Annotated in this window: 13 protein-coding genes; 10 read left to right on the plus strand and 3 right to left on the minus strand. The window is 55.5% G+C overall.

Going from position 1 to position 16,799, the window contains the following annotated elements; all coding sequences use genetic code 11:
* Positions 1–633 precede the first annotated feature (633 nt).
* Together KCG88_RS23575 and KCG88_RS23580 are read right to left on the minus strand one after the other, a co-directional pair.
* On the minus strand, positions 634–1,818 hold the full coding sequence (locus KCG88_RS23575; protein ID WP_210713214.1) for a porin: 1,185 nt from the start codon (positions 1,816–1,818) through the stop codon (positions 634–636).
* Between the two features lie 208 nt (positions 1,819–2,026).
* Complete coding sequence (locus tag KCG88_RS23580) at positions 2,027–3,064, minus strand: Ldh family oxidoreductase (RefSeq protein WP_210713215.1); 1,038 nt, start codon at positions 3,062–3,064, stop codon at positions 2,027–2,029.
* A 131-nt stretch (positions 3,065–3,195) separates the two neighbouring features.
* On the opposite strand from KCG88_RS23580, the gene KCG88_RS23585 reads away from it, so the two are divergent.
* The 10 genes from KCG88_RS23585 (at position 3,196) to KCG88_RS23630 (ending at position 15,094) form a co-directional block, all read left to right on the plus strand.
* The gene (locus tag KCG88_RS23585) at positions 3,196–4,071 is read left to right on the plus strand and encodes a MurR/RpiR family transcriptional regulator (protein ID WP_047285528.1); all 876 of its coding nucleotides are present in this window, start codon (positions 3,196–3,198) and stop codon (positions 4,069–4,071) included.
* A gap of 16 nt (positions 4,072–4,087) precedes the next feature.
* Positions 4,088–4,840: a transporter substrate-binding domain-containing protein gene (locus tag KCG88_RS23590; RefSeq protein WP_210713216.1), complete on the plus strand. Its 753-nt coding sequence runs from the start codon at positions 4,088–4,090 to the stop codon at positions 4,838–4,840.
* 86 nt (positions 4,841–4,926) lie between these two features.
* Positions 4,927–5,646, plus strand: a complete 720-nt coding sequence (locus KCG88_RS23595; RefSeq protein ID WP_011060497.1) for an ABC transporter permease subunit — start codon at positions 4,927–4,929, stop codon at positions 5,644–5,646.
* Positions 5,643–6,353 carry an ABC transporter permease gene (locus KCG88_RS23600; protein WP_016962591.1) on the plus strand — a complete coding sequence of 237 codons (711 nt, stop codon included), beginning with the start codon at positions 5,643–5,645 and terminating at the stop codon, positions 6,351–6,353. Before KCG88_RS23595 ends, KCG88_RS23600 begins: the two co-directional genes overlap by 4 nt.
* A gap of 46 nt (positions 6,354–6,399) precedes the next feature.
* Complete coding sequence (locus KCG88_RS23605; RefSeq protein WP_210713217.1) at positions 6,400–7,641, plus strand: FAD-binding oxidoreductase; 1,242 nt, start codon at positions 6,400–6,402, stop codon at positions 7,639–7,641.
* Positions 7,642–7,657: 16 nt separating this feature from the next.
* Positions 7,658–8,458 (plus strand): amino acid ABC transporter ATP-binding protein, encoded by an 801-nt coding sequence (locus KCG88_RS23610; RefSeq protein ID WP_246882805.1) that lies wholly within the window; start codon positions 7,658–7,660, stop codon positions 8,456–8,458.
* Positions 8,459–8,669: 211 nt separating this feature from the next.
* Positions 8,670–10,448, plus strand: a complete 1,779-nt coding sequence (locus KCG88_RS23615; protein WP_210713218.1) for an NACHT domain-containing protein — start codon at positions 8,670–8,672, stop codon at positions 10,446–10,448.
* A gap of 476 nt (positions 10,449–10,924) precedes the next feature.
* The gene (locus tag KCG88_RS23620) at positions 10,925–12,364 is read left to right on the plus strand and encodes a reverse transcriptase domain-containing protein (RefSeq protein WP_246882806.1); all 1,440 of its coding nucleotides are present in this window, start codon (positions 10,925–10,927) and stop codon (positions 12,362–12,364) included.
* 210 nt (positions 12,365–12,574) lie between these two features.
* Positions 12,575–13,219, plus strand: a complete 645-nt coding sequence (locus tag KCG88_RS23625) for an SLATT domain-containing protein (protein WP_210713219.1) — start codon at positions 12,575–12,577, stop codon at positions 13,217–13,219.
* A gap of 1,593 nt (positions 13,220–14,812) precedes the next feature.
* Complete coding sequence (locus KCG88_RS23630) at positions 14,813–15,094, plus strand: hypothetical protein (RefSeq protein ID WP_210713220.1); 282 nt, start codon at positions 14,813–14,815, stop codon at positions 15,092–15,094.
* A gap of 501 nt (positions 15,095–15,595) precedes the next feature.
* On the opposite strand, the gene KCG88_RS23635 is transcribed toward KCG88_RS23630, so the two are convergent.
* Positions 15,596–16,786: an MFS transporter gene (locus tag KCG88_RS23635; RefSeq protein WP_283990159.1), complete on the minus strand. Its 1,191-nt coding sequence runs from the start codon at positions 16,784–16,786 to the stop codon at positions 15,596–15,598.
* Positions 16,787–16,799 lie beyond the last annotated feature (13 nt).

Below are 16,799 nucleotides of genomic sequence, written 5' to 3' on the forward strand. Positions count from 1 at the left end.
TCTGAGCAATGAGTGTACGAAGCCGGCCCCGGGGCACGAATGCTACTTGGGTAGCGGGTAGCCGGTTCCATGGGCGTAGGCGCTGGCTTGCCAGCGAAGGCGCCGGCCGGGCTGGTGCAAGGCTGGCGGGCCGCTTCGCCGGCAAGCCGGCTCCTACAGGGGAAGGCGCCAATGCGCAAAACAGACGGGGAATAAGGCGCGCCACCTGCGTAGGAGCTGGCTTGCCAGCGAAGGCGTCATCCGGCCTGGTGCAAGGCTGGCGGGCCTCTTCGCCGGCAAGCCGGCTCCTACGGGGAAGGTGCCAATGGGGAAAATAGGCGGGGAATGCGGGGCGCGTCCTGCGTAGGAGCTGGCTTGCCAGCGAAGGCGTCATCCGGGCTGGTGCAAGGCTGGCGGGCCGCTTCGCCGGCAAGCCGGCTCCTACGGGGAAGGTGCCAATGGGGAAAATAGGCGGGGAATGCGGGGCGCGTCCTGCGTAGGCGCTGGCTTGCCAGCGAAGGCGCCGGCCGGGCTGGTGCAAGGCTTGAGGGCCTCTTCGCCGGCAAGCCGGCTCCTACAGGGGAAGGCGTCAATACAGGGGATAGGCGGGAGGCCGGCCCGGGCGCGATGCGCACGCCAGGGCCGGCGCTGGGGTTACCAGGTCAGCACCGCGCCCACGGCGAAGGTGTCGGTGTTTTCGTTCTGTGCATTGGTGTGGTGGCCGTCGATCTCGAACTGGTTGTACTCGGCCACCAGCTTGAGGTTGTCGTTGATGTCGTGGAACAGCGCCACGCCCCGGGTCTGGTAGTCGGCGCCGCTACCGACCACGCCGTTGCCATCGTCCTTTGTCTTGCCGTAGGACAGCGCCAGGCGGTTCTTGCCCACCTTGTACGAGCCCTGCAGCAGGTAGCCCTTGCTGTCGACATTGCGCAGGGTGGCCTCGCCGGCATTGTTGGTGAAGAACGGGTTGATGCCCTTGGCCTGGAACCCGGAACCGGTCAGCGACAGGCCGCCCATCTTCGCCTGCAGGCCATAGCCCAGGCCCTTGGAGGTCACCGATTGCACGTTGGGGTCGGTGTTGTCGGAGGTCTGGTAGCTGCCGTTGAGCCAGCTGTAGAACTTGGCCCCGCCCAGGTCGAACTGGTAGGTGATCTCGCTCTCGGTGCGCGGGTTCTTCTGGTAGGCCTTGCCCAGGGCGCTGCTGTCGTTGGTGTCCACCGGGTCGAGGATGCCCACCGCCACCCGCAGGCCGTCCATCACCGGGCTGCGGTAAGTGATCTGCGACGAGGGAAAGGGATAGGGATAACCGCTGCCGATGTTGCCGAACGACACCCCGCCACCGTCCACCAGCCCCAGGCTGTCGCTGACCTGGCCGTACCCGGCGAGCATTTCATCGAGCAGGATGTTGGAACGGGCGAACAGGCCGAAGTCCTTGCCGATCAGCACCTCGCCCCACTCCGGGTTGGCCACGGTGCCGTAGAACTGGCGCACGTCGATGGCGGTGTCGGTGCCGTTGGTTTCGCTGTCGTTGATGGTCACCCAGAACGAGGCCCGGGCGCCGAGCTTGAGGTCGTCCACCTGCTTGCCCATGTTGAAGCCCAGGTAGTTGGGCAGAAAGCCCATCTTCACCCGCGCCTGCCGGCGGTCGTACTGGTCGCCGGCGCGGTCGACCTTGCTGTTGACGTAGAAGGCGTTGATGTAGCCGTCGGTGGAAAAGGTCGTCTGGTCCTTGTCGTACAGCATGATCTCGGCTTCGGCGACAGTGCCCAGGCCAAGGGTCGACAGGCCGACGAGCAGGGCCGGAATCAGAGGGTACTGGCAGTTCTTATTGTTATGCATGGCGCGCTCCGCAAACGGGGGACGAAATGTCGGAGGCGATTATCGAAACGCGCCAAGGCCGCCCATAGGCTGCCTTGGGGGCAAGTTCACGGTGCTTTGGAGGGGCTGGCAGGGAGCGGCAAATCCGATCCACGACCGGCCCGCTACCGGGCCCACTACCGGGAGTAGCACCAAGGGTTTATCGACCCCGGTGCCAAGGGATAAGGCCTTAAGCCTCGGCCGCCAAAGCGCGCAGTCGCGCCAGTTCGGCAACGGCCAGGGGAATGCCCTCTTGCAGCGATTTGGCCCGGGTGCGGTAGCGCCGGTCGCCGGGCATGCGCTCCAGGCCCACGGCCTGCATCTGCCGCACCAGCTCGCCGCTGCGCTGGGCAAAACGCCCGCCACCCAGGTGGCTGGGGTCGATGACGATCAGCAGTTGCCCGGTCCAGGGCGTTTGCGCCCCCGGGTGTTGCGACCAGTCGAACTCGAAGGAGAAGTTGCCGCCGGTCAGCGCCGCCGCCAGCAGCTCCACCATCATCGACAGTGCCGAGCCCTTGTGCCCGCCAAAGGGCAGCAAGGCGCCGCCGTCGAGAATCTGTGCCGGATCGCAAGTGGGCTGGCCGTCGCGGTCCACCCCCATGCCCGGTGGCAACTGCTGGCCCTGGCGCTTGGCGATCTGCACATCGCCGTGGGCGATGGCGCTGGTGGCCAGGTCGAAGACGATGGGCTCGGCGCCCTCGCGGGGGGCGGCGAAGGCAATCGGGTTGGTGCCGAACAGCGGCCGCTGGGCGCCGTGGGGCACCACGCAGGTCATGCTGTTGACCAGGCTCAGGGCCACCAGGCCTTCTTCGGCGAAGGGCTCGACATCCGGCCACAGGGCGGCGAAGTGATGGGAATTGCGAATCGCCAACACCGCGATCCCGGCGCTGCGGGCCTTGCTCAGCAGCAGCTCGCGGGCCGCCGCCAGGGCCGGCTGGGCAAAGCCGCCGGCGGCGTCCACCGCCACCACGCCGGGGGCCACATCCTCCACTTGCGGCAGCGCCTGCCCATTCACCCAGCCACTGGCCAGGGACGACAGGTAACCGGGAATGCGGAACACCCCGTGGCTGTGGGAGCCGTCGCGCTCGGCGCGGGCGCAGTTGTCGGCCAGCACCCGGGCCACCTCGGCAGAGGTGCCGTGGCGAAGAAAAATGCGTTGCAGCAAGTCGGTCAAGGCCGGCAGGTCGAGGTACTCGACATCAGCCTGCGCCGGGGTCGCGTGGGACATGGTGGCTCCATTGGAATTGTTATTGGAAGGTGCCTGACTATCGCGTCACGCCAGTTAACTGTCAAATATTGACTTCATGACAGAAAACATTCATTTTCCATTACCAACGGCCCACAAGAATGAAAACAACCATGAGCCAACCCATCAAACAACGCCTTGAAAGCAGCTTGTCCAGCGCCACCGCGTCGGGCCGGGCGATTGCCAGCTACATGCTGGCCAACCTCTACGAGCTGCCCTTCCAGACCGCCGCCGACATCGCCGAAAAACTCGGCGTCAGCGAATCCAGCGTCGGCCGCTTCTGCCGCGCCATCGGCTACAGCCATTTCAAGGATCTGAAAAACGACCTGAAGAACGACCTCGGCGAAGGCCCGTGGCTGGTGGGCGACCGCCTGCAGGAATTTCGCCAGCAGCCCAACCCGGCGGCCCAGGGCCTGCCGCGCAGCTTCGAGCTGGAAGTGGCGGCGCTGGTCAAGGTCTACGAATACAGCCTGACCCCGGCCTGGCAGACCGTGGTCCAGCGCCTGGCCAGCCGGCGCCGAGTGTACGTGGCGGGGTTCCAGACCGAGCGCGGCATCGCCGCCTCCATGGTCCACCTGCTGCAATACCTGCGTGACGGCGTGCACCTGGTGGACGGCGCCGCCGGGCATTTCGCCGACGTACTGCTGAGCCCCGCCGAGGACTGCGCCCTGGTGGTGTTTGAGGCCCGGCGCTATTCGCGCCACGCCCTGACCCTGTGCCACAAGGCCCGCGAGGCCGGCATTCCGGTGACCCTGGTCACCGACACCTTCTGCGACTGGGCCGAGCAGAACGCCGACGAGGTGTTCCGCGTGCCCACCGAATTCAACCTGTTCTGGGAGTCCACCGCGGCCATGCTGTCGCTGGTGCACCTGTTGGTCAACGAGGTGTGCAAGCACCTGGGACCCGAGGTGGAAAAACGCCTGGAAGCCACCGCTGCCCTGCATAACGAGTTTGTTGGCTACACATCGTCCGCCCGACCAAAACAATAAATAACCGAGGTGCTCCATGAACAACGTCCTCCGCTTCGCCGGCGCTTGCGCCCTGGTCATCGCCGCCTCCACGGCCCAGGCCGAAACCCTGAAGATCGCCACCGAAGGCGCCTACCCGCCCTTCAACTACGTGGACTCCAACAACCAGCTGCACGGCTTTGACGTGGACATCGCCAACGCCCTGTGCAAGCAGATGCAGGTCGAATGCCAGATCGTCGCCCAGGACTGGGAAGGCATCATCCCGGCGCTGCTGGCGAAGAAATACGACGCCGTGGTGGCCTCGATGATCGCCACCGACGAACGCAAGAAGAAGATCGCCTTCAGCAACCACTACTACCGCACCCCGCTGTCGGTGGCCGTGGCCAAGGACTCGGACATCACCGACGCCCAGACCAACTTCAAGGGCCGTACCGTGGGCGCCCAGGCCTCCTCGACCCAAGCCATCTACGCCGAGGACCACTACGGCCCGGCCGGCGCCGACGTGAAGTTCTACCCGACCCTGGACGAAGCCAACAGCGACCTGGCCGCCGGGCGGGTGGACGGGGTGATTGCCGACAAGTTCCCGCTGCTGGCCTGGGCTGAAAGCGCCGGCAAGGACTGCTGCAAGATCATCGGCGACGTCAACGGCACCACCGCCGACGCCTCGATCGCCGTGCGCAAGGAAGACAACGCCCTGCGCGAGCGCCTGAACAAGGCCCTGGACGAGATCGTTGCCGACGGCACCTACAAGCAGATCTCCAGCCGCTACTTCGCCTTCGACATCTACTGACCGCCCGCCTTAGCCGCTGCCCTTGCCCCGCGTTCCCTTGAGCGCGGCGGCGCCCTGCACGGTTCAATTTTCCTGAGGGTTCGCGCATGTTCGAACAGCTGTCACTCCTGTCCTTTGCCAGCGGCGGCTGGGGCTCAGCCTTGCTCGCCGGGGCCCTGGTGACCATCGCCCTGGCGCTGGCCTGCGTGCCCATCGGCCTGCCCCTGGGGCTGGCCGTAGCCCTGGCCGCGCGCTCGAAAAACCGCTGGGCGCGGGCCTGGGCCACGACCTTTTCCACGGTGTTTCGCGGCCTGCCGGAGCTGTTGACCCTGCTGATCATCTACTACGGCTGCCAGATTGCCGCGCAGAAAATCCTCGGCGCCCTGGGCTACCCCGGTGAAGTGGCGATCAACACCTTCGTCGCCGCGATGATCGCCTTCAGCCTGGTGTTCGCCGCCTTCTCCAGCGAGATCTGGCTGGCCGCGTTCAAGACCCTGCCCAAGGGCCAGTACGAAGCCGCCCGCGCCCTGAGCCTGTCGCGGCGCACCACCTTCAACCGGGTGCTGCTGCCGCAACTGACGCGCATCGCCCTGCCGGGGCTTTCCAACAACTGGCTGTCGCTGCTCAAGGACACCTCGCTGGTGTCGACCATTTCCCTGGTGGACCTGATGCGCCAGACCAACCTCGCGGTCAGCGTGACCAAGGAACCGATGCTGTTCTACAGCGTGGCCTGCTTTGGCTACCTGTTCTTCTCGGCGCTGTCGGGGCACCTGTTCAGCTTTCTTGAACGGCGCTTCAACCGTGCGCAACGGAGCCTGCAACCATGAGCCTGGATGACCTGCTGAACCTGTTCCTTAACCAGGAACTGCTGGAACGCTACGGCCCGCGCTTTATCGACGGCCTGCTGGTGACCGCCAAGCTGGTGGCGATTTCCTTCAGCCTGGGCGCCGTGCTCGGCCTGCTGATAGCCCTCGGGCGGCTTTCCAGCAATCAGTTCCTGCGGCGCTTTACCGGGGCTTATGTGTACTTCTTCCGTGGCTCGCCGCTGCTGGCCCAGCTGTTCATGCTGTATTACGGCCTGGGTTCGTTCAAAGGCTTCTGGCAGGACGTGGGCCTGTGGTGGTTCTTCCGCGACGCGTGGTTCTGCACCCTGCTGGCCTTCACCCTGAACACCGCCGCCTACCAGGCGGAGATCCTGCGCGGCAGCCTGCTGGCTGTGGCCCAGGGCCAGCGCGAAGCCTGCAAGGCCCTGAGCCTGTCGCGCTGGACCGCGTTTCGCAAAGTGATACTGCCGCAGTCGCTGCTGATCGCCATCGGGCCGCTGGGCAACGAGCTGATTTTGATGATCAAGGCCAGCGCCATCGCCTCCCTGGTGACCATCTACGACCTGATGGGGGTGACCAAGCTGGCCTTCTCCCGCAGCTTCGATTTCCAGATCTACCTGTGGGCTGCGGTGCTGTACCTGCTGATCGTCGAAGTGGTGCGGCGCAGCCTCAAATACCTGGAAGGCCGCCTGGGCCGGCACCTGAACTGAACCCTTGAGCGGGCCGCCGCGCGGCCCCTGTCATAAGGACTGAAACATGCATTGCCAAACCCTCGTCCTGGGCGCCGGAATCGTCGGCGTCAGCAGCGCCCTGCACCTGCAGGCCCGCGGCCGCCAAGTAGTGCTGCTGGACCGCCAGCCCCCGGGCAACGGCACCAGCCACGGCAACGCCGGGCTGATCGAACGCGCCAGCGTGATTCCCTACGCCTTCCCCCGGGAAGTGACCAAGCTGGTGCGCTACGGCCTCAACCAGCAATCGGACGTGCGCTACAGCCTGCGCCACCTGCCCAAGGCCGGCCCCTGGCTGCTGCAATACTGGCGCCACTCCTCGGCCAAAGGCCTGGCCGCCGCCACCCGCGCCATGCTGCCGCTGATCGAACGCTGCGTGAGCGAACACCTGGCCCTGGCCCGCCCGGCCAACATGCTGCAGCTGATCGCCGACGGCGGCTGGCTCGAAGCCTTCAACGACCCACAGGCCTTCGACTTCGCCCAGCGCGCCGCCGCCGACCTGCGCGACTACCAGCTCAACTACCGGGTACTGGACCGCACTGCACTGCTGGCCCTGGAACCCGGCCTGCACCAAGACGTAGTCGGCGGCCTGCACTGGCTCGACCCCAAGACCGTCAGCGACCCCGGCGGCCTGACCCGCGGCTACGCCGAACTGTTCAAGCAACGCGGCGGCCAATTCGTCATCGGCGACGCCCTGAGCCTGACCCAGGTCGAAGGCGGCTGGCAGGTGCACAGCGAACTCGGCCCCATCACCGCCCAGGAAGTGGTGGTGGCGCTGGGCCCGCAAGCCAGCGGCCTCTTCGAACCCCTGGGCTACCGCATTCCCCTGGCGATCAAGCGCGGCTACCACATGCACTACGCCGCCCTGCCCGGCACCCGCTTGCAGCACCCGATCCTCGACCCGGTGGGCGGCTACGTCCTGGCACCGATGGTCGGCGGCATCCGCCTGACCACCGGCATCGAATTCGCTGACTGCGACGACCCGATCAACGAAATCCAACTGCGCCGCTGCGAAGCCCTGGCCCGCCGCTTCTACCCCCTGGGCGAACGCCTCGACGCCGAACCCTGGCTGGGCCGCCGCCCGTGCCTGCCGGACATGTGCCCGGTGATCGGCCCCGCCCCGCGCCACCCCGGCCTGTGGTTCAACTTCGGCCACGCCCACCACGGCCTGACCCTGGGCCCGGTGAGCGGCCATCTGCTGGCACAGCTGGTCACCGGCGAAACCCCGTTTACCGACCCCACCCCCTACCGCGCCGAGCGCTTCAACTGACCGACGGAGAACCGCCATGCAGACCCAGACCGCCCCGCTTTCCGCCGCCTCCCAAGCGCTCGCCCAGCCCATTGCCGATCCGCGTGAAGTGGTGATCGATATTGCCGGGCTGAACAAGTTCTACGGCGCCTTTCATGTACTGCACGACATCGACCTCAAAGTGCGCCAGGGCGAACGCATCGTGCTGTGCGGGCCTTCCGGCTCCGGCAAATCCACCCTGATCCGCTGCATCAACCGCCTGGAAATCGCCGAAAAAGGCCGGATCCTGGTGGACCGCACCGACCTCTCGCAAAACACCCGCGAAGCCGCCCAGGTGCGTAGCCAGGTGGGCATGGTGTTTCAGCACTTCAACCTGTTCCCGCACATGAGCGTGCTGGACAACTGCACCCTGGCACCGATGACCGTGCGCGGGTTGTCGCGGAAAAAGGCTGAAGAGTTGGCGCGGGGGTTTCTGGCCAAGGTGGGGATTGAGAATCAGGCGGATAAGTACCCGAGCCAGCTTTCAGGTGGGCAGCAACAGCGCGTGGCGATTGCCCGGGCGTTGTGCATGGAGCCGAAGATCATGTTGTTTGATGAACCGACTTCGGCGCTGGACCCGGAGATGGTGAGTGAGGTGTTGGATGTGATGGTGAAGCTCGCCGGGAGTGGGATGACCATGCTTTGCGTGACTCATGAGATGGGGTTTGCGCGGCAGGTTGCCGAACGCGTGCTGTTTCTTGATGGGGGGCGCATCGTTGAAGACGCGCCGCCGGAGGAGTTTTTTGGGGCGCCCAAGAGCCCGAGGGCTAAGGCGTTTCTTGCGCAGATTGTGCATTGAGGTAGGGAACTTACATTTTGTGGCACCTATTTAGTTTTAAAGGCATATACGTTGCTTTGGCAAATGCGACATAGCAGGCTGCTGGCAACCAGAAGCTCCCCTTCGAGGGGTCTACAAAAGCTGAGACGATCAACTTGAATTCAGTGGCATTTAGCCATGAATTTGAGCAATATTTTAGCTTCAAAATATGTCACAAAGGGAGCGTGTGAAGATGGTGGTCACGAGCACAGTAATAACCAGTTTTGTTGCCAAAAACTTTGAGAAAATCTGGTCGATTGGGAAAAGGGCGTACAACGCTGCTGATGAAACCATACAAGTAACACTAAAAACCGCATACTCAGACTACCTTTCAAAAACATCAGAAAAGTACTCTAAATCCAAATCGTTTTTCATTCGAAATGAACCCACAAATCTCTATAGCTATTACGTTCCGATAGGGATCTCTTGCAACTCACAATCCATTATCGACCCAAACATCAGTAAGTGCATAGCAAACTCTAATAGAATTATAATTTCCGGATCCGGAGGCAGTGGAAAATCAGTACTTCTTAAACATTTGTTTCTCGACTGCATTGCAAGCGGAGCATATGTTCCAATTATGATAGAACTAAGGGATCTAAATAGCTCCGAATCCACACTCGATGTTTTTATCGCAGAACTTTTATCTGATTTTGGATTTCAGGTTACCGGAAATTATATCGATAAAGCTAAAAAAGCTGGTCACTTTTGCTTTTTTTTGGATGGATATGATGAGATCAGTCATGTGCATCGCAAAAAGCTACTTAAGGAAATTAAGTCGCTCTCAAAAAAACATCCTGATTGTCCTATAATAATTTCTTCTCGCCCAGATGAAGCCTTTAATGGTCTTGAAGAGTATTCAAATTTTCGAGTTCGGCCGCTTACATTACAAACCGCCTCTCAACTAGTTGAAAAACTTCCTTTTGATGAGGAGATAAAATCAAAGTTTCAAAAGGAGCTTCACGCCAAACTTTTTCATAGCCATACATCGTTCCTCTCGAACCCACTGCTACTATCTATAATGTTATTGACGTACGGCGAAAATTCAGAAATACCTTCTAAACTTAGTATTTTTTACAACCAGGCATTCGAAGCGCTATTTTTGAGACACGACGCATATAAAGGTGGATTTAGCAGGGCTAGACTTACGACGCTCGACATCCAAGACTTCTCTCGGGTGTTTTCAGTTTTTTCACTGCAAACATATGATCGACGACAATTTAAGATGCCTAGGACGGCATGCCTGAACTATATAGAAAAGAGTAGACAATCTTTGACCCTAGATTTTTCCTCCGAGCATTATCTTGACGATTTGTTAAGCGCCGCATGTTTGTTGACCGAAGAAGGCTTGGAGATAGCCTTCTCTCATAGATCCTTTCAAGAATATTTCGTAGCACTTCATATATCTTCGGCAACTCCAGACATTCAAGATAGATTAATAGAACGTTACTGGAGGAACATGAACTCTGACAATGTAATTCAGCTGCTTTATGAGCTAAATCCTGACCTAGTGGAAAGAGTCTTGTTTATCCCTCAATTGACAGAGCTTTTTAAAGAACTTGGCGTTAACAGAGAAGTAGGGGTAACTCATGCCGCAAGAGCTTTTAAAAAGCAATTTACATCTTTAAACATTGAGCCCTCTGAAATTACAGCCAGTTCTAAAGAAACGAATGCAGGAGTTTTTGATCTAGTCTCGATTGTGGCTAGGACAACTGGAGGATATATTTATCCGCACAAAGATATTTTTGATGAGCGAGAGGCGAAGCTAATCGAGAGTCATGGCGATGCAAGTAAAACAATTCGGATACCCTCCAAAAAACTCAGTTACAAACATCCGGTTTTTAGCGAGCTTCTATATTGGGAGGGCAATTTTTCAATAAAGTATTTACAGGCAGCCTACACAGGCTTTAAAAAAATAAAATCCAAACATGAAAGCAGACTGCAAAAACTCGACTCTTTATTAGGCCTTTAAGATACTATTATCTATCGATAGTGCTTTTATGATTCGAACCTGCAAGAAAGTAGCGACGGACAGTTTATTAGATTTTAGTGGAAATCTAACAAAGGAAATCCTAGTAGATAACGCTAACTGGATAAAAATACTGAGACAACTATATCGTTCGAGACACTCGAAACGAATAATTTTCGTAAAAACATGAGCCTCGTCAGTTAACTTCGATTTTTTTGCAAATGCAATGAGTTAAAAGTAGATATTAACCCAGCACTGACTGTACATGGTCAAATCTTAGTTAATTTTAGTGAAATCACATGGCTCGTTTTTACCGAAAAATTTCCCTGAGGCCTTTTAACCTTTGCTTCATGCATCGCCACTCACTTCAGGTAGCCCTGGGTCAATTGCTGAAAATTCATGTTCAAATAAAATGTTAGTCAAATTATATTTAAACACATGATCAAAAATAAAATCGTTTAAAAAACAAAGGATTGATAATGAAAAAAATATGGGATGAAATCATATGTGAAGATCAAGAAATAGACAGCACCAGCCTATTTGAATATATGTTTTCCGCTGCCAGCCTCCAAGCAGTATTCAACGAGCGCTTTCTAAATAACACAGCAAAAGGTATTGACCGAGTAAATGGATTCCAGTTTGCAAGCCGCTCAACTTCCGAATTAACAACAGCATCAAACAAGTGTCTAAGTGGATCTTTTTGCTTCGCTCCCTTTTTAGAAAAACTTAAACTCAAGGGGCGCGGAAAGCATCCGAGAGTTATTGGTGTCCCGATCATTAGAGACAGAGTAGTACTTCATCAATTGCAAAAATATCTCGCAGTCATTTTTCCGGAGCGTGTACCAAAAAATATCGCAAGCACTTATGTTCGGCAGATCTCAGAAAACATAAAGAATTTAGACCCCTCTTGCACCTGGGTATGCAGCACGGATATAAAAACATTTTATGACTCTATTGAGCCTGAAAGGCTCAATAAAGAAATCGCCAAAAAAGTAAAATGTATTCACGCATTGAGATTAATTTCACATGCTTTAAAAACACCAACAATACCTAAAAACACAAAAAGAATTCATCGTTCCAAATTCCAACAATCAACAGGTGTTCCTCAGGGACTTTCGATCTCGAACATTCTTGCGTCTATCTACATGCAAGTCGTTGATGATGCATTCAAACACTCCCCTGATATAACCTACTTCAGATACGTAGATGATGTATTGATATATGGCAGAGAGGAACCTGTTAAAAAAGCATACAAATCACTTAGAAGCCGTCTGAGCAGACGGGGACTTTCACTGCACAACCTTACGTCCGGAAAGACTCAGATTGAGCCACTTTCAACTACATTCTCTTATCTAGGCTACACGTTTTCTTGGCCTGAGATTACCGTCAGGGATTCGACCATAGAGCGCTTTTTACAATCAATTGCTGAAAAACTCACTGAATACAAACACAACAAAGCGAAGCGATTGGAGCGACAAAAATACCTTACCAAAGAACGTTTGATTGAAATTTTTTTTATGGAACTCAATGAAAAAATCACAGGCGCCATCAGTGGAAAAAAACGCTATGGCTGGGTTGCATACTTTAATCAGATAACTGATTTATCTTTATTATATAAAATGGACAACGCTATCTATGGAATGCTCAACCGTATGAGTGAGATAGGAGAACAAGCACCTACCGCTGTCAAAAAACTAAGCAGAGCTTACTATGAAATGAAGTTTAACCCTACAGGTGGGTACGTTAGAAATTATGATGAAATCACTACCTCGGTTCAAAAAATACAATTCTTGGCAGCCAGAGGTAGAATAGACCCAAGCATTCAACTCACGGACAAGCAGATCGATGAAATATATGATGAATACCTCAAGGCCATTCTCGCTGCGATGCACTCAGATGAGGGTGAAATTTACTCATAATGCGAGTATAGTGCCGCTCTGTGAGTGGTGCCTACTGCGCAAGCAGTACCTCATTACCAGTCCTTAGTAATGAGCGGAAGTGCCCCATACCTAGCGAAAGCAGGGCCTGACACCTAGTGTTAAACCTTCTCGAGGGCTACTCGTTAGCTGCCCGGGAAGAGAATCTGACTGATCACTCAGGCGCCACGCACACCCTATTTTGGAAAAACAATGCTAAACCATCTTAAAAAATTACAAACCACTGTTTGGAGAACATCTGGAGCCAGGTACAACGCTTCGCGTCGTCTGAAAATACGTGAGTTATTTTCAACAATAAGCTTAGCTTTATTCTCTGCAATAAGCATCATCATCGCTGTAATCCAGAGAATATACTCCACTTCAATACAGAACACCCCTGGACTAGACAACCTACTAACTGCCTTATCCATATGCATGGGTCTTTTTATTCTGGTATTCACTTTGATGGAATGGGGTTCGGCAAATGGAGTAAAATCATACCTACTTCATAAAAATGCTGAGAGTCTTAACGCTCTTCAAAGCAAGATTGGAAATATCGTTGCAAAGTACGAAACGAACCAAAATATAGCACTGAACTGGGATGAAGCAGAGTCATTAAGATTGGAGTATGAAGAAATCAAAGTTCAATGCGCGGAAAATCATACGCCAATTGACGACGACTTTTTCTTGACCAGCAAGCGTCGCTCCCCAGAATTTGCATATCTAAAGTTAACGAGCTGCAAGGCCGTTGTGTCTTGGCTAAGATGGACCGGCTCAAGCATATGGTATTACATCGGGCTGTGGGCCATTACAGTATATATTATGTGGAAAGCGCTCTCTAAAATTATGACCCTGTAATCCATACTGCTTATGTACATGATTTTCTCCGATTGAAGGAAGCAATAGCTTTACTATTTTATACAACTAAAAACAAAAAAGCGCAGACAGCCTTTTCTGGTTGAGGACTAAACTTAACGAGCGCTTCTTAGCTATTTAACGGCCTAGTCACTTCGTTGAGTGTTCGCTTCCTTTAGGTAAGTACTGCCTTAGCACTCCATAGGTACTTTCATTTGCACACTGTTGCAATGAACGATGAGGATCACAAAAGTACACTTTTGTGTCGGCACCACCGCAAAGTACTTATGGCTACTATCATTTTGCCACAACCATACATCAGCGACTTAGTAGAGTTCCCGGGGGTTACTTACGGGAGGGGTGGGGGCGATTCAGGAACTGATGACCGTTTCAGTATCCTTACCTTCACTACCGTCACGTAGCGAGTCTTCAGTCCACAAGAATTGTAATTTGGCTGTATCTGCTATGGTGCAGCAGGTCACCTTCGCACTCACCAGGCATCTCCCGATCTTTAGCCACAGCTAGATATTTGCTACCGATACCGCGTTTGAGATTCGAACGTGACTTAATTTATTCTGCCTGTGATGGTCCGAGCAATGTATGGCAATGTCCGTTTAAATGCTCTAGTCACTCCGTCTTCATAGACCCGCTAATCTATCAAGAGGAGGGGCGCTAATCATCTCGTGTTACACCTGATAATTTTCTCGTACTTGCATGTACGCTTCAGCCAACCGACAATTTGTTCCCGCGACCACTAACCTGCAACAATCTGTAGCGTCATTCATGCGTTCAACAAACTTGCAGACCACAGGTCGATGCGCGCGATCAAAAATCACCTAATCAGGTCGATTATCCCGGTAGCATCCGTAACGATTGTTGCGTCCGATCTCACGACTAATCGTGGAGGACTCCCGCACTAACCGCGCAGCTATGGAACAGATCGAGTTATCTGTAACCACTGCACGTGAAACCTCTTCGTATTCAGCCAAGATCAATGTCAATCTAATCCTACGGCGCACAGGGGATTTTCCACCAACGTATGCTGTATCGAGGAGTGGTTTCGTTTAAGTAGTTGAGGAAATTTTCTGAAAAAATCGCGTTCCCCCTAGTGATCCTACATCAGCTCTTCCGGTTTTCGGTGTAATAAATCCGAGACCTCGGCTTCATCTGGAACACTCCTTCGACTTACAAAGAGTTTATTTGTGTTGCATCGGTCAATTTAACTCACAATCGAAAGCTGTCTTTCAGGACTGCCTACAAGAACAGACCTGATCTCACTATTTAATTACATACATGTCGTAGCACATTCTGACGTTTCGACACACCCACTCAAACATCTCAACCTATTCTGGTTGCCGCGCCCTATCACGGCTCCTATAGTTCGTCCCTGCAACAAAACTTGCGAACGACCTTGGCCGGTCGAATTACAACGCAGCATCAGCGTCCACAACACCTTTGCAGTCGCCTTTCCGGTGCCCGCGACAGGATGTTATGACGGTTGTGCGCGGTGATTCTCCGGTGATCATAGGCGCACAGCGGTCATTTTCTTCGTCGTCGGCAACCCAGGTGATTGCTCCCTGCACAGGAGCTGTACCGATGATTGACCAGCCACTCTCGCGCTTTACCGCCGTCGACACCCACGACGCCAACCAAGCCGTTTTCTACCTCGACACCCAAGCCTCCCTGAGCGATCTGGCCAGCAGTGCGGCCCATCGTTTCACCGTGGTGCGGGATCTGATGGACACGCTGTCCACGCTTAACCTGAAAAACATTGCCGACTGCGACCTGACGCGGGTCACCCGAGGGGTGCATCTGCTCACCCGGGAGGGTTGCGCGGTGCTGGAGGTGATTCAGTGGCGAACTGGGCAGGAGCCCTGAAGGCCATTGAATTCAATAAGTGCGTAAAACGCGCATGGGTTTTCTCCGGCTTTTGATCTTCCTGCCTCTTCAGGAAGCCGAGTGCAGGCATTGCGCAAGCGCCAGCAAGGGCAATGTATGACTTACGGGCCAATTCGCCGGCAAGCCGGCTCCTACGACAGCGCGTAAAACGCGCTTGGCTTTGCTTTGGCTCTTGATCTGGCTTTTGATCTGCCTGCCCCTTCAGGAGGCCGAACGCAGGTATTGCGTAAGGGGGCAGCTCGGCATGGATGCCGAGCTAGCCGCCCCAGGCCATGGATGGCCTGGGGCGGCGGGCCCCCGGAGCAATGCCGGAGTGAGGGAACGCCGAGCCTAGGCGAGGCGCTGGATGCGGGGGCAGGAGCCCTTTGCTTACTTTGGGCTGGGCCGGCATTCCGGTTTTTCCAAAGTGAGTCGCTGTAAGAGCGAAACCCTAAGCGGCCGTGACCGCAGCAACGGATATGTACACAGAACCGTATGAAGTCAGGTGGTGCTAGCGCCGACCATTCGAAAGCCCATGAGAGAAATCGTTATCTGGACGACCAGAACCAGACACAGCAATACCGCTGCCATTCCCCAGTCACCGTGGTCGGCGATAACCCCCAACGTCGCGATCATTATCGTGGCGCCAATATTGCCGACTAACCAGAAAATTGAGGTCGCCGTCCCCGACCTGGAGAGTCCGGCAGTGTCGGCTATCAGTTGCAGCAAAAGAGGCAGCGGAGATAACAGCGCGGCACCGATCACGATCCCAGCTAGGCTCAATATCCAAGGGGAACCCGAGGTGAAAAGCAGTACCGTGCCTCCCCCTGCCAACAATGAAACCCCGGACAGAATGCCCCCCACGCTTGCACCGCTGCGCACCAGTAAAGGCATGAACGTCATACCCGCGATACCACCGGCCAACATCAGAACAACGATAAATCCTGAAACCTGGGCATCGATCCCCTGACGCAACAGGATCGGCTCCAGCCATGTCGTAATGGCGGAGAAATAGCCGTTGGTTAAAAAAATCATCAGCAAAACCGCCGTGAACGGAGCCGTGCGCAATAAATCGACACCCTCCGCCAGTAAACGGCCGCCGGACTTGGTCGGGGCGGACGTTGTTTGCACAAGAGGGCCATCTCGCGGGACATAAATGAAGGTCAATAGCGCAATCAGCCCCAGGATCGCGACGTCAATCAACAACGAACTGCTGACGTTCCCCTCCTCCGTCAACGGGACAATCATGAACGCGGAGCCTATACCCAGGAAAATCACCGTACTGAACAGCGTCGTGACCCGCACATGTTCATCTTCAGAAAACCAGGTGATCATCAACTTGACGAGCAGCGACATGGTCAAGGGTTGAACGAACCCGAACAACAGTTGGCCGGCAAGCAGGTATTCATAATGGGGTTGTAACACCCGGATCAAGGCCGCCAACAACATGGCAATGGCTGTGATACGCAAGGCTGTTTGTACCGATATCCGGTCAATCAGGCCACCGCTGGGAAGTGCCAGCGGTAATGCAAGTGCCGTCACAGCCAAAGACAATGAACCGACTTCCCCATAAGTAATACCGTACTGGGTGGACACCTGATCCGTGATAGGCGCAAAGCGCATCCATTCATACTGGGTCAACGCCAGCATGCCGGAGTAAATACAAAGAATACGGTAACGTACTGGGATCACTTTAATCTCCCGC

Origin of the sequence: Pseudomonas sp. MWU349 (assembly GCF_017947325.1) — a bacterium.
GTDB classification, from domain to species: domain Bacteria; phylum Pseudomonadota; class Gammaproteobacteria; order Pseudomonadales; family Pseudomonadaceae; genus Aquipseudomonas; species Aquipseudomonas protegens.